Annotated in this window: 15 protein-coding genes; 6 read left to right on the top strand and 9 right to left on the bottom strand. The window is 63.7% G+C overall.

Annotated features, from left to right (window positions below):
• Positions 1-38: 38 nt before the first annotated feature.
• Entirely contained in the window at positions 39-476 is a 438-nt protein-coding gene (gene dksA / locus MHM84_RS06475; protein ID WP_239263935.1) for an RNA polymerase-binding protein DksA, read from the bottom strand.
• Between the two features lie 240 nt (positions 477-716).
• On the opposite strand from dksA, the gene MHM84_RS06470 reads away from it, so the two are divergent.
• From MHM84_RS06470 to MHM84_RS06460, 3 genes are read left to right on the top strand one after another with little or no spacing between them, the layout of a single operon-like run.
• Entirely contained in the window at positions 717-1889 is a 1173-nt protein-coding gene (locus MHM84_RS06470; protein ID WP_239263932.1) for an aminotransferase class I/II-fold pyridoxal phosphate-dependent enzyme, read from the top strand.
• On the top strand, positions 1886-2662 hold the full coding sequence (gene sfsA, locus MHM84_RS06465; protein ID WP_239263929.1) for a DNA/RNA nuclease SfsA: 777 nt from the start codon (positions 1886-1888) through the stop codon (positions 2660-2662). The genes MHM84_RS06470 and sfsA overlap by 4 nt, the downstream gene beginning before the upstream one ends.
• A 4-nt stretch (positions 2663-2666) precedes the next feature.
• Positions 2667-3554 carry a ChaN family lipoprotein gene (locus MHM84_RS06460; RefSeq protein ID WP_239263926.1) on the top strand — a complete coding sequence of 296 codons (888 nt, stop codon included), beginning with the start codon at positions 2667-2669 and terminating at the stop codon, positions 3552-3554.
• A gap of 9 nt (positions 3555-3563) precedes the next feature.
• Here MHM84_RS06460 and MHM84_RS06455 read toward each other — a convergent pair whose 3' ends face one another.
• The 6 genes from MHM84_RS06455 to MHM84_RS06430 all read right to left on the bottom strand — a co-directional run bounded on the left by MHM84_RS06455 (position 3564) and on the right by MHM84_RS06430 (position 8141).
• Positions 3564-4025 carry a DUF4426 domain-containing protein gene (locus tag MHM84_RS06455; RefSeq protein WP_239263923.1) on the bottom strand — a complete coding sequence of 154 codons (462 nt, stop codon included), beginning with the start codon at positions 4023-4025 and terminating at the stop codon, positions 3564-3566.
• Between the two features lie 36 nt (positions 4026-4061).
• Positions 4062-4670, bottom strand: a complete 609-nt coding sequence (gene metW / locus MHM84_RS06450; protein ID WP_239265259.1) for a methionine biosynthesis protein MetW — start codon at positions 4668-4670, stop codon at positions 4062-4064.
• Positions 4670-5830 carry a homoserine O-acetyltransferase gene (locus tag MHM84_RS06445; RefSeq protein ID WP_239263921.1) on the bottom strand — a complete coding sequence of 387 codons (1161 nt, stop codon included), beginning with the start codon at positions 5828-5830 and terminating at the stop codon, positions 4670-4672. The genes metW and MHM84_RS06445 overlap by 1 nt, the downstream gene beginning before the upstream one ends.
• Before the next feature lie 110 nt (positions 5831-5940).
• Positions 5941-6531 (bottom strand): YggT family protein, encoded by a 591-nt coding sequence (locus MHM84_RS06440; protein WP_239263918.1) that lies wholly within the window; start codon positions 6529-6531, stop codon positions 5941-5943.
• Positions 6532-6562: 31 nt separating this feature from the next.
• On the bottom strand, positions 6563-7390 hold the full coding sequence (gene proC, locus MHM84_RS06435; protein ID WP_239263915.1) for a pyrroline-5-carboxylate reductase: 828 nt from the start codon (positions 7388-7390) through the stop codon (positions 6563-6565).
• A 43-nt stretch (positions 7391-7433) separates the two neighbouring features.
• Positions 7434-8141 carry a YggS family pyridoxal phosphate-dependent enzyme gene (locus tag MHM84_RS06430; RefSeq protein WP_239263912.1) on the bottom strand — a complete coding sequence of 236 codons (708 nt, stop codon included), beginning with the start codon at positions 8139-8141 and terminating at the stop codon, positions 7434-7436.
• A 36-nt stretch (positions 8142-8177) separates the two neighbouring features.
• Here MHM84_RS06430 and MHM84_RS06425 point away from each other — a divergent pair, with 36 nt between their 5' ends.
• Positions 8178-9218: a type IV pilus twitching motility protein PilT gene (locus tag MHM84_RS06425; RefSeq protein ID WP_239263910.1), complete on the top strand. Its 1041-nt coding sequence runs from the start codon at positions 8178-8180 to the stop codon at positions 9216-9218.
• 59 nt (positions 9219-9277) lie between these two features.
• Positions 9278-10423 (top strand): PilT/PilU family type 4a pilus ATPase, encoded by a 1146-nt coding sequence (locus MHM84_RS06420; protein ID WP_239263907.1) that lies wholly within the window; start codon positions 9278-9280, stop codon positions 10421-10423.
• A gap of 19 nt (positions 10424-10442) precedes the next feature.
• Here the strand turns inward: MHM84_RS06420 and MHM84_RS06415 are convergent, their stop codons facing one another.
• Positions 10443-11576, bottom strand: coding sequence for an anhydro-N-acetylmuramic acid kinase (locus tag MHM84_RS06415; RefSeq protein WP_239263905.1), 1134 nt, complete (start codon positions 11574-11576; stop codon positions 10443-10445).
• A 99-nt stretch (positions 11577-11675) separates the two neighbouring features.
• On the opposite strand from MHM84_RS06415, the gene tyrS reads away from it, so the two are divergent.
• A complete protein-coding gene (gene tyrS, locus MHM84_RS06410) occupies positions 11676-12875 on the top strand; it encodes a tyrosine--tRNA ligase (RefSeq protein WP_239263902.1) in 1200 nt (399 codons plus the stop codon).
• Between the two features lie 132 nt (positions 12876-13007).
• On the opposite strand, the gene MHM84_RS06405 is transcribed toward tyrS, so the two are convergent.
• Positions 13008-13233 (bottom strand): hypothetical protein (locus tag MHM84_RS06405; RefSeq protein ID WP_239263900.1); only part of this gene is annotated, 226 nt, incomplete at its 5' end.

Genomic DNA, 13233 nt, shown 5'->3' with positions numbered 1-13233 from the left:
GGCGCCGCGAGGGCGCCCGTGCGGAAGCGGAGCGGCGATCAACCGCCGAGCTGCTTTTCCTTCAGCTCCGCGAGGGTCTTGCAGTCGACACACAGCGTGGCGGTGGGACGCGCCTCGAGACGACGAATGCCGATCTCGACGCCACAGGCTTCGCAGAAGCCATAATCTTCCTCGTCGATTTTCTCGATCGTCTCGTTGATCTTCTTGAGCAACTTGCGCTCGCGATCGCGAGTACGCAGTTCCAGGTTGAAGCCCTCCTCCTGGGTAGCGCGATCGGCAGGATCGGCATAATTGTTGGCGTCTTCCTGAAGATGACGCACGGTGCGATCCACCTCTTCCATGAGATCCTGTTTCCAGCCGAGCAGGATCTGACGGAAGTGCTCCAGTTGCTTCTCGTTCATGTATTCTTCACCCGGCGCCGGCTCGTACGGGGTGAATTTTTTCGGCGCATCCGCCTTCTTTTCTGCTACTGGCATGGGGCTGCCTCATTCCTCAAGTGACTTGGGCCGATGCCCGGCCTGTCAGGTCGCGGTGAAACGACAGGGGCCAAAGCGACCTGCTGGGTGGCATGCCCACCCGAAGCCTTGCTTATTTAGCGAAAAAGCCAGCCGTTTGCAACCGCTCTTCGAACGGATGACTGCAGAGTTTGACCACTGTCGGTTAAGATGGGCGGTTTGACGTCACTAGGCAGCATTGGTTCAAGGCAAGGAGTCGGCATGAGCTGGAGCTCACGTATCGAAGGCGTCGCCCCCTTCCATGTCATGGGGTTGCTGGAGCAGGCCCAGGCCCGCGAGGCGGCGGGACATGACGTCATTCATCTGGAAATCGGCGAGCCCGACTTTCCCACGCCCGAGCCGGTGATCGCCGCTGGTCAGCAGGCCTTGGCCAACGGGCAGACGCGTTACACGCCGGCAGCGGGCCTGCCGGCATTGCGCGAGGCGATTGCCGGACATTACGCCGAGCATTTCGGGGCGCGTATCGACTCGGCGCGCATTCTCGTCACGCCCGGGGCCTCGGGGGCACTGCTACTGGCCAGCCAGCTACTGGTGCAGCGCGGCGATCGAGTCCTGATGGCCGATCCCACCTACCCCTGCAATCGTCATTTCATGGCGTTGGCCGAAGCGGCTGTCGATGCCGTGCCGGTGGGGCCCGACAGTGGCTGGCAACTCGACGCGGCGCTGATCGATGCCCACTGGCGCGACGCCACGCGTCTGGCCATGCTGGCCACGCCGTCCAATCCGACCGGCCATGCCCTCGATGCGCCACGCCTCTCGGCGGTGATCGATACCGTGCACGCACGGGGCGGCACGCTGCTGGTCGATGAGATCTACCAGGGGCTGACCTACGACGTCGCGCCGGTATCCGCCGCGGCGCTCAGCCCGGATGCTTTCGTGGTCAACAGCTTCTCCAAGTATTTCGGCATGACCGGTTGGCGATTGGGCTGGCTGGTCGCGCCCGAGGCAGCCGTCGAGCCATTGTCACGCCTGGCGCAGAACGTCTTTCTGGCGGCGCCGACACCGTCTCAGCATGCTGCGCTGGCTGCGTTCGGTCCTGAATGCCGCGAGGAACTCGAGCGTCGGCGGCGTGAGCTGCATTGCCGGCGCGATGTGCTGCTGGCCGGTCTCGAGCGGTTGGGGCTGGCGCCGTCGCAGCCGCCACAGGGCGCCTTTTACGTGTGGCTCGACGTCTCGGCGTACACCCGCGACAGTCGGGCCTTCTGCCAGCGTCTGCTCGAGGAGGAGAACGTTGCCATCACGCCGGGAATCGATTTCGCCGTGCAGGGCGGTGAGCATCACGTGCGCATCGCCTTCACCAACGAGACTGCACGCCTCGAGGAAGCCCTGGTGCGCCTCGGGCGCTTCCTGGCCCGGCAGTCGACTCCGGCATGAACTATCCGTCACTCGTCCCGGGCATCCTGCGCCGGCGTTACAAGCGTTTTCTGGCTGACGTGGAACTCGCCGATGGCGAGGTCGTCGTCGCGCATTGCCCGAATACCGGCTCGATGCGCGCCGTCAATGTGCCGGGGTGTCGCGTGTGGCTGGCGCCGAGCACCAACCCGGCCCGCAAGCTGGCCTGGACCTGGGAACTCATCGAATTGCCGCAGGTTGACGGTAGCTCGGCCCTGGCCTCGGTGCATACCGGACGCGCCAATGCCATCGTCGAGGAAGCGCTGTTGGCGGGAAATATCCCGACACTGGCCGGCTATGCCTGGCTGAAGCGCGAAGCCAAGGTGGAGGGAGCCAGACTCGACTTCAAACTCGATGACCCGCAGCGTGGTACCGCCTACGTCGAGGTCAAACAGGTCACGCTCAAGGAGGAGGATGGCCATGGCTACTTCCCCGATGCAGTGAGTGTGCGCGGCACGCGTCACCTCGAAACCCTGGCGCAGTTGGCTGCCAATGGCCAGCGGGCCGTATTGCTGTTCTGTGTGGCGCATACCGGAATCGATGACGTGGCACCGGCCGCACATCTTGATCCGACATACACCGAGGCGCTGCGGCGGGTCAGTCAGGCCGGTGTCGAGGTGCTGGCCTATGCCTGTGACGTGGAATGCAACGAGCAACGGCCGGTTGCCATTCGCCTGGGTCGAGCGTTGCCGGTCGCTCTACAGCGTGAGCTGGCGACGTTCAGCTTGACCGGCGACAAACCGCGAGCGAGGTAACGCAATGCAGCGACGCGAATGCCTGCGCGCCCTGGCCCTGCTGGCCATGACGGCAGCACTGCCCGGTCTGGCCTCGGCTCGCCAGAACGATGCCTTGTATCGGATTCGCGACTTGCGTCGCGGCACATGGCTGACCGGCGATGCGCTGCTGGCCGAACTGGCCCGCGCCTCGGCCGTGATTGTCGGCGAGCGTCACGACAATGCCGAGCATCATCGCCTCGAGCGCTGGCTGATCGCGCAATTGGCCGCACGAGGCGTGCTGGGCGGCGTAGTGCTGGAAATGCTGGACCCGGAACAGCAGCGCACGCTCGAGGGGGTTCCCGGCGTTCTGCTGGCCGAGCTGCCGGAGCCCGAACTCTTGGCCCTGCTGGACTGGCAGCGGGACTGGGACTGGGCCGCCTACGGGCCGCTGGTGCGCCAGTCGCTCCAGCTTGGTGTGCCGTTGCGTGCCGGCAACCTGACTCGCGAGACGATCCATGCCCTGGTCATGGCCAATCAGGTCCCATCCTTGCCCGAGCGCGTTGCTCGTGCACAGCGCCAGGCGATCGTCGAAGGCCATTGCGGCCTACTTCCCGAGTCGATGCTGGATGGCATGCTGGCGGCCCAGGTGGCTCGCGATCGAGCCATGGCGGCAGCCTTGGCTGCACTGCCATCGACCTCGGTGCTGGTCTGTGGCAGTGCTCATGCGCGTCGCGACATCGGCGCGGCCTTGCATGCCGAGCCAGCGCCATTGTGCCTGGGGTTGGTGGAGCTGGCGCCCGGCCAGGACTGGCTCTCGGCACTGCCGGACAGTGTCGATGACGGGCCGGCGTTCGATATCGCCTGGTTCACGCCCCCCGCCGTCCGGCACGAGGATCCCTGTGCCGCGTTGCGTCAGCGTTTTTCTTCGTAGCGGTCAGGCTCAGTCGACGAAGAAGCGCTGGATGAAAGCCACCTCGGCCGGCGCCTTGTCGCGGTCGTAATGGACATCGAGGTTGAAACGCATCGGCTCGCCCCGCTGAATGGGAAAGACCGCCAACTGATAGATGGACCCTTCTTCCCTGATCGTGCGGAACGACAATGGCTGCGACTGGCCGGCAAGGTTGCCTACGCGGCCCTCGACCGTGGCCGCGACCGGTTGGCTCGAGCCGTCGGGCTGGGTTTTCAGCACGCTGACATTGAGCAATGCGGTGCGCTTGCTGCGCTGAATGTCGTAGGCCGCCGCGACTTCGGGAGTGAGAAAGCTGGTATTCACGGCGCTGTAGTGGATCTGGTAGCGACCCACATGCTCGACCTGCTCTGCCTGCGCCACGCTGGCTAGCAGCCACAGCAGCGTCAGGCCGATGAGTCTTGCCATAGGGGATGGCGTCGATACCCGTTTCATGGGCTGTCCTTTCTCGATGGGCTCACTGCGATGGGTTCAGTCGGCCGTCGGCTTGCCGCGGCTGACACGAAAGACCGCCGTCTCGCCGAACAGGTTGGGCCACAGGCGAGTGGTCCAGTTGCCTTCGTGATCGCCGTTGCCTACCGCCCGATCGCTGATGATCAGACCCTTGTCCACGCACAGTTGTTCAAAATCGTTGAAGGTCGACAGGTGAATGTTGGGGGTATCGTACCAAGCGTGCGGTAGCGACTTGGAGACGGGCATGTAGCCCTTGAAGCCCAGATAGAAGCGATGGCGCCAATAGGCGAAGTTGGGAAAGGTGATGATGCACTCGTTGGCGACACGCAGCATCTCGTCGAGCATCTTGTCAGGGCGGCGCAGCGCCTGTAGCGCCTGAGTCATGACGACCAGATCGTAGGCGTTGTCCTCGAAATTTGTCAGTCCTTCGTCGAGGTCCTGCTCGATGACACTGACGCCTCGTTCCACGCAGGCGGTGATCCCGTCGGGGTCGATTTCCAGGCCGTAGCCGATCACGCCCTTGTCGCGGCCCAGTGCCTGGAGCAGCGTGCCATCGCCACAGCCGAGATCGAGAACGCGAGCGCCTTGCGGTATCCAGTCATAGATCAACTTGAGATCGGCGCGCATCATTTGTCCTCCGCCCGTGCGATATCGCGGGCTATGCGTTTCATGAATCCCCCGAATACGGCCTGATAGCGTGCATCCGGCAACAGGAAGGCATCATGACCGTGCGGCGACTCTATCTCGGCATAGCTGACCGGCTTGCCGGCCCGCACCAGCGCATCGACCAATTCCCGCGAACGCTCCGGGGCGAAACGCCAGTCGGTAGAGAAGCTCATCACCAAAAACGGACAGCTGGCCGGCGCGAGTGCCGCTGCCAGGTCGCCGCCATGGGCAGCGGCCGGGTCGAAATAGTCCAAGGCCTTGGTCATCAGCAGATAGGTGTTGGCATCGAAGGCGGTCGAGAACATGTCGCCCTGGTAACGCAGGTAGGACTCGACCTGAAATTCGACGTCGTAGCCGAAGTTGAGCTCGTCGCTGCGCAGATCGCGGCCGAACTTGGCGCCCATGGAATGCTCGGACAGGTAGGTGATATGGCCGACCATGCGCGCCAGCTTGAGACCGCGCTTGGGCATGGTGCCGTGTTCGGCGTACCAGCCATCATGGAAGTCGGGGTCCGAGCGGATCGCCTGGCGGGCAACCTCATTGAAGGCGATGTTCTGTGCCGACAGGCGCGGTGTGGCGGCGATGACCACGGCGTTGGCGATGCGCTCGGGATAGGCCAGCGACCATTGCATTACCTGCATGCCGCCAAGACTGCCACCGACCACCGCGGCAAAGCGCTGGATGCCGAGGCGATCGGCGAGGCGAGCCTGGCTGTTGACCCAGTCAGCCACCGTCATGACCGGGAAGTCCGGTCCCCACTGACGACCGGTCTCGGGATTGGTGCTGCAGGGGCCGGTGGTGCCGTGGCAGCCGCCCAGGTTGTTGAGCGAGACGACGAAGAAGCGGTTGGTGTCGATGGTCTTGCCGGGACCGATATGGGCGTCCCACCAGCCGGGCTTGCGCTCGTCCATGCTGTGGTAGCCGGCGGCGTGATGATGGCCGGACAGGGCATGACAGATCAGGACCGCATTGTTGCGTTCCACGTTGAGCGTGCCATAGGTCTCGTAGATCAGATCGTAGGCCGGCAACGTCTTGCCGCAGGCCAGGGCCAGCGGCTCGTCGAAGTGCGCCTGCTGGGGCGTCACCAGGCCGACCGAATCGGCGGGAAGCGTGTCGGGCATTTCTCTATGTTATCCAGTATCCAGCATGAGGCGAGTTGAGGGTCGTCGACCCCGTTTCCGGGGAAACGACGAGGCCCCGGCGAGTGCCGGGGCCAGGCGGCCGGCTTGCCTCAGAGGCCGACCAGGGCGCCGGACACGCCGGCAGCACGCGTCAGCGAGCCTACCACGATGCCGTCGATCAGATTGATGGCGATGAATACCACGATCGGCGAGAGGTCGATCATGCCCAGCGGCGGAATGACCTTGCGCACCGGCGCCATGATCGGCTCGACCAGTTGAAAGATCAGCAGCGCTCCAGGATGGCTGGCCTGAGGTGCCACCCAGCTGAGGATGATCATGCCGATCAGGGCGAAGAAGTAGATCTTGAGAATCGCACTGGCCAGGGCCGCGAGCGAGGCGATGGCGACGCCGCCGAGGGGCGGCATGGTGCCCAGCGCGATCTGCACGATGGCGATGATGCTGATGGCCTTGATGATGAAGCCGGCCCCCAGGGTCGCCAGGTCGAAGCGGCCGACCGGACGCAGGAAACCCTGCAGTGGTTTGACCACCGGCTGGGTGACCTTGACCACCGATTGGCTGAGCGGGTTGTAGTAATCGGCCCGGGATGCCTGCAGCAGGAAACGCAGCATCAGCAGGAACAGGTAGATGTTGATCAGTGTGTTGACCAGCATCAGGCCGGCGCTTCCTAATTGACTGCCCATGGGGCTCCTCCGTGTGGAATTTTGAAATGATTCAGTGTTTCTTGCCGAGCTCCTCGGCCATCTCCCGGGCGCGCAGGGCACAGGCCTCGGTGGCCTTGTCGAACAGTTCGCGCAGACCGCCGTCCTCGAACGTCTGAATGGCTCGCTCGGTGGTGCCGCCGGGCGACATCACGTTGCGCTTCAGGCGGGCCGGGTCGAACTCGCTCTGCTGGGCCATGCGGGCGGCGCCGAAGCCGGTCTGCAGGGCCAGGCGCCGCGCACTCTCGGCGGGCAGGCCGAGTCGCTTGCCGGCTTCTTCGAGGGCCTCGAAGACCAGGAAGAAATACGCCGGCCCACTGCCGGAGACGGCGGTGACGGCCTCGAGCAGGGATTCGTCATCGACCCATTCGACGATGCCCACGGCTTCGAGCAGCGTGGTGGCCAACTGACGCTGATCATCGCTGACCCGAGCGTTGGCGTACAGCCCGGAGGCACCGGCACCGACCAGCGACGGTGTGTTAGGCATGCAGCGGATCACGGCAAGTCCGCCACCCAGCCACTCGTCGAGCGTCTCCGCGGTCAGGCCGGCGGCGACCGAGACGATCAGCGGCTTGCGCGCCTGTACCGCCGCGCGCAGGCCTTCGCACACCTCATGCATGATCTGCGGCTTGACGGCGAGCACGACCACGTCGGCGTTGGCCACGGCGACGGCATTGTCGGTGCTGGTGCGGATACCGTAGCGTTCACGCAACGGGGTCAGGAAGGTCTCGTCTGGTGAGGTCGCGGTGATGGCATCGGCCGGGTAGCCGCCATCGATCATGCCGCCGAAGATGGCGCTGGCCATGTTGCCGGCGCCGATGAATGTCACTTGGCTTGCCATGCGTTGGGTCCTCTGTCGTTTGGGCAGTTATGTATCGTGCGTGTCACGGGCGGGGCGCACGGGCACCGAAGATGGCCGTGCCCAGGCGTACCAGGGTAGCGCCTTCCAGTATGGCGGCTTCGAGATCGTCGCTCATGCCCATCGACAGCGTGTCCAGGGGAGCGTGAGGGTAGCGCTGACGCAGCGTGTCGAGAAGCTGGCGCAACCGGGCCAGCGGGCGTCGCTGGGCGGCCATGTCCGTGGCCGGTGCGGGAATCGCCATCAGGCCGCGCAGGCGCAGATTGGGCAGGGCCACGATCTCGGCGGCCAAGGCCTCGAGGTCTTCCGGCTCGACGCCGGACTTGCTCTCCTCGCCGCTCACGTTGACCTGCAGACAGACATTCAGCGGGCCCAGCGAGGCCGGGCGCTGCTCGGACAGGCGCCGGGCTACCTTGGCGCGATCGATACTGTGCACCCAGTCGAAGTGCTCGGCCACGGCTCGGGTCTTGTTGGATTGCAGCGGACCGATGAAATGCCAGACGATCTCCGTCAGGTCAGCGAGCTCGGCCTGTTTGTCGAGGGCTTCCTGCAGGTAGTTCTCGCCGAAGTCGCGTTGACGGCAGGCATACGCCTCGCGGATCAGCGCGGCGGGCTTGGTCTTGCTCACCGCAAGCAGGCGGGCGTCGTCGGCGGGGCGTCCGGCGCTCTCGAGGGCATCGGCCAGGCGCTGTCGCGCACGCTGGAGTGATTCGCGGACCTGAACGTCTGGCATACTGGACTCGACCTATATAACAAAGCAGGGGACCGCATGGATATTACCGAACTGCTGGCGTTCTCGGCAAAGCAGAAGGCCTCGGATCTGCATCTGTCCGCCGGGTTGCCGCCGATGATCCGCGTCGATGGCGACATACGGCGGCTCAACGTGCCGGCCATGGAGGATCGCGAGGTCCGCAAGCTGATCTACGACATCATGGGCGATCGGCAGCGACGCGACTATGAGGAACACCTCGAAACCGATTTCTCTTTCGAGGTGCCCGGCGTGGCTCGCTTTCGTGTCAATGCCTTCAATCATGGGCGCGGCTCGGGGGCGGTATTCCGTACCATTCCCTCCGAGGTACTGACCATGGAGACACTGGGACTGGGCGACGTGTTTCGTCGCCTGGCATCGTTGCCGCGCGGTCTGGTGCTGGTGACGGGGCCGACCGGTTCGGGCAAGTCCACGACGTTGGCGGCGCTCATCGACTATATCAACGAAACGCGATACGACCACATCCTGACCATCGAGGATCCGGTCGAATTCGTGCACACCAGCAAACGCAGTCTGATCAACCAGCGCGAGGTCCATCGCGACACGCACAGTTTCAGCCAAGCCCTGCGCTCGGCACTGCGCGAGGATCCCGATGTGATCCTGGTTGGCGAGCTGCGCGATCTGGAGACCATTCGACTGGCACTGACCGCCGCCGAGACCGGCCATCTGGTTTTCGGTACGCTGCACACCACCTCGGCGGCCAAGACCATCGATCGCATCATCGACGTATTCCCCGGGGACGAAAAGGCCATGGTGCGTTCGATGCTCTCCGAGTCGTTGCAGGGCGTGGTGTCGCAGGCCCTGCTCAAGCGGCAGAATGGCGGGCGTGTGGCGGCCCACGAGATCCTGCTCGCCACGCCTGCAATACGCAACCTGATTCGTGAAGACAAGGTGGCGCAGATCTACTCGGCGATCCAGACCGGCGGCAACCAGGGCATGCAGACCCTGGATGCCGCACTGGCGCGGTTGGTGGCGGAGAACGTGGTCGCCCGCCAGGAAGCCCAGACCAAGGCCAAGGGCCTGCTGCCCGAAGCGCATTGATTCAACCGCAGGCGGCTGCGGCCGATAGTGACCAAGGGATACCTGGGAGGAAGGCGGGCATGACGCCGAAAGAGTGGCTGGATCAGTTACTGGATATCATGGTCGAGAAGCAGGCATCCGATATGCTCATCTCGACCAGTGCACCGCCCAATCTTAAGCTCAATGGCAAGCTGGTACCGCTGGGCGACAAGCCGCTGTCCATCGCCCAAGTGCGCGAGCTGGTGCTGACGGCGTTGCCCGACAACCTGCGTGGTCGCTTCGACGAGGAGCGCGAGGCCAACTTCGCGCTCAGTCTGCAGGGCAAGGGGCGCTTCCGGGTCAGCGCCTTCTTCCAGCGTAGTCAGATGGCCATGGTCATCCGGCGCATCGCCTTCGATATTCCGCGCCTCGATGCGCTCGGCCTGCCGTCGACGGTGGGCGATCTGGCCTCGATCAAGCGTGGCCTGGTGTTCGTGGTCGGCGGTACGGGAACCGGCAAGTCGACCACCCTGGCGTCGATGATCCAGCAGCGCAACGAGACGCTGGGCGGCCACATCATCTGCATCGAGGATCCGATCGAGTATATCCATCCGCACCGACGCGCCATCATCAACCAGCGCGAGGTGGGCATCGATACCGAATCGTTCGAGGTGGCCCTGAAGAATACGCTGCGCCAGGCCCCGGACGTGATACTGATCGGCGAGATTCGCACCCGCGAGACCATGGAGCATGCCCTGACCTTCGCCGAGACCGGGCATCTATGCCTGGCCACGCTACATGCCAATAATGCCAACCAGGCGCTGGATCGCATCATCAACTTCTTCCCGCCCGAGCGTCACGATCAGATATGGCTGGACCTGTCGCTGAATCTCAAGGCGGTGGTGGCTCAGCAGCTTCTGCCGGCCGCCGATGGCAAGGGGCGTCATGCGGCCATCGAGATCATGCTGCGTTCGCCGCTGATCAGCGACCTGATCCGCAAGGGCGAGGTGGGAGAGATCAAGAATGTCATGGCGCGTTCGCGCGATCAGGGCATGCAGACCTTCGATCAGGCGCTCTATGAGCTTTACCAAGCCGGCAAGATCAGCGAGGACGTGGCACTGGTGCATGCCGACTCGGCCAATGAGCTGCGCATGACGATCAAGTATGGCGCCGGTGCACAACAGCAAGGGAGCGACGCCATCGATGCACCGAGCCACTTGTCACTACGCGATGGCGATGATTTCTGATCTATGTTGGCTATCGTTCTCAGGCGCTGTAGACACCACCGAGAACCCGCGGGCCGCTGGCGCCCGTCACGGAGGGCAGATTACCCGGTAGGTTTTCCAGACGCCGCCAGGCCAGCCAGGCGAAGGCACCGGCTTCCAGCCAGTCCGGCGACCAGCCGACATCCTCGCAGCGCAGCAGGCTCAGGTCCGGCAAATGTCGGGTCAGCCGCTCTAGCAGGTCGCGGTTATGGGCACCGCCGCCGCAGGGGATCAGACGCATGGGTCCCGAGGCATCCTGCTGACGCATCGCCTGATCGACGCCCAAAGCAACGCTGGACGCCGTCAGCTCGGCCAGCGTGGCCTGCACGTCTTCCGGCGCTTCGCGGCCTGTCAGGTGGCTTTCCAGCCAATCGAGGTGAAACACTTCGCGGCCGGTACTTTTGGGCGGTGGCCGACGGAAGAAGGGCTCGTCCAGCAAGCGGGCCAGCAGGGCATTGTCGACCCGACCGCTGGCCGCCCAGGCGCCATCGGCATCGTAATTGCCTGGCCGATGGCGGGCGTGCCAAGCATCTAGCAGTGCGTTGGCCGGGCCGGTGTCGAAGCCAATCACCGAGGCATCGACGCTGTCCGGTGGAAGCAGAGTGAGATTGGCGAAGCCGCCCAGATTGAGAATCAGGCGCCACTCCTGTGGGTCACTGAACAGGGCGGCATGGAAGGCTGGCGCCAGTGGGGCAGCCTGGCCGCCGGCTGCCAGGTCGCGGCGCCGGAAGTCGGCGACCACCCGGCAGCCGGTGAGCTCGGCCAGCAGACTGGGGTTGTCGAGTTGCCAGGTAAAGGCTGTCGCAGGGTCTTCGGCGTAGCCGTAGGGCGCATGCTCGATGGTCTGGCCGTGGCTGCCAAGAGCGGCAATATCCTCGGGCCGGGTCCCGCTCTTGATGAGCAGTTGAGCGACTGCCTTGGCTTGAAGCCGACAAAAGGCGGCTTCCGCCTGGGCGAGTTCCGCGAAACTCACCGTCTGCCCGTGGCACAGGGCCAGCAACTGTTCGCGAAGCGTCTCCGGCATGGCGAGACCGACGGCATCGATCAAGGCCGCTGGGCCTTCACCGCAGCGCACCAGTGCTGCGTCGATACCATCCAGGCTGGTGCCGGACATCAGGCCGACAAATAGGGGCATGCTCACTCCTCCTTTGCTGAGCGCTCAACCACCGAGTCAAGACATGCTAACATCCCGCCCCAATCGCACAGACAACCGTTTTCAGTGGAGAAGGGTACGATGACCGACGTCGCCGATGCGCTGGCGCTGCTCAAGCGCGGCGCTCATGAAATCCTGCTCGAGGACGAACTCGAGAAAAAGCTCGCTTCCGGGCGCAAGCTGCGTATCAAGGCCGGCTTCGATCCTACCGCCCCCGACCTTCACCTGGGCCACAGCGTGCTGCTGACCAAGATGCGTCAGTTTCAGGAGCTGGGACACGAGGTCATTTTCCTGATCGGTGACTTCACCGGGCGTATCGGCGACCCCACCGGCAAGAACGTGACCCGTAAGCCGCTGACCGAAGAAGAGGTCCGGGCCAATGCCCAGACCTATAAAGAGCAGGTGTTCAAGATCCTCGATCCCGAGAAGACCGAGGTGCGCTTCAACGCCGAATGGTTCAGCGCAATGAGCGCTGCCGATATGATTGAGCTGGCCGCCCAGAGCACCGTGGCGCGCATGCTCGAGCGCGACGATTTCGAAAAGCGCTACAAGGCCAATCAGGCCATCTCCATCCACGAATTCCTTTATCCGCTGGTCCAGGGTTACGACTCCGTAGCGCTGAAAGCAGATATCGAGCTCGGCGGCACCGACCAGAAGTTCAATCTGCTGATGGGACGCGAGATCCAGAAGCATTTTGGCCAGGAGGCTCAGGTCGTCATCACCATGCCATTGCTCGAAGGGCTCGACGGTGTGCAGAAGATGTCCAAGTCGTTGGGCAATTACGTCGGCCTCGACGAGGCGCCGGGAACCATGTTCAACAAGCTGGTTTCGATGCCCGATAGTCTGATGTGGCGCTATTACGAGCTGCTTTCGCTGAAGAGCAACGAGGAAATCGATGCCCTCAAGCGCAATGTCGACGCTGGCGCCAATCCACGTGACGTCAAGATGGAGCTGGCGCGTGAGCTGATCGCGCGCTATCACGGCGACGACGCTGCGGCCAATGCACATCGCTCGGCGGGCAACCAGCTGGCGGAAGGCGAACTGCCCGAAGACCTGCCGGAAGTGAGTGTCGATTTCGAGGGCAATGCCCAGGCTCCCATCGCGGCGGTGCTCAATCGGGCCAATCTGGTCAACAACAGTGCCCAGGCCAAGGACATGCTGGGTAACGGTCGCGTCAAGGTCGATGGCGAAGTCGTCGCCCGCGATTGCATGCTCGACACCGGCAAGTCCTACATCATCCAGGCGGGCAAGAAACGCTATGCCCGTGTCACGCTGACTTGATATGCGTGTCGTAAGCATCGATCGACGCCCGCCCTGTGCGGGCGTTTTGTTATCCACACCCGGTTGCCTGTCGGCGCAGGAAACCCGCTGTGGATAACGTCGTCACGCGAAGGGGTGACGACGGCATGACATTTACGACAATTTTTTGTGACGAAGGACTTGCCAAGTCGCCTGGCGATCCGTAAAGTACGCATCCGCTGCTGACGACGGGCACACGTTGTTGGCGGTGAGGGTGGCGCAAGGCGCTGTTTCTGTTGGGGTTTTTCTCGGTTCGCTGAGAAAGAGCAGTTGACAGATACGCCGCATTCGGTAGAATGCACCGCCACGGATTCGGGGTTCGCCCGACAGGATGGAAGCC

The sequence above is a fragment of the Halomonas sp. McH1-25 genome (assembly GCF_022348165.1).
GTDB lineage: Bacteria > Pseudomonadota > Gammaproteobacteria > Pseudomonadales > Halomonadaceae > Modicisalibacter.
Note: the sequence above shows the minus strand (reverse complement) of the source record. Positions and strands in the feature narration are given on the sequence as shown.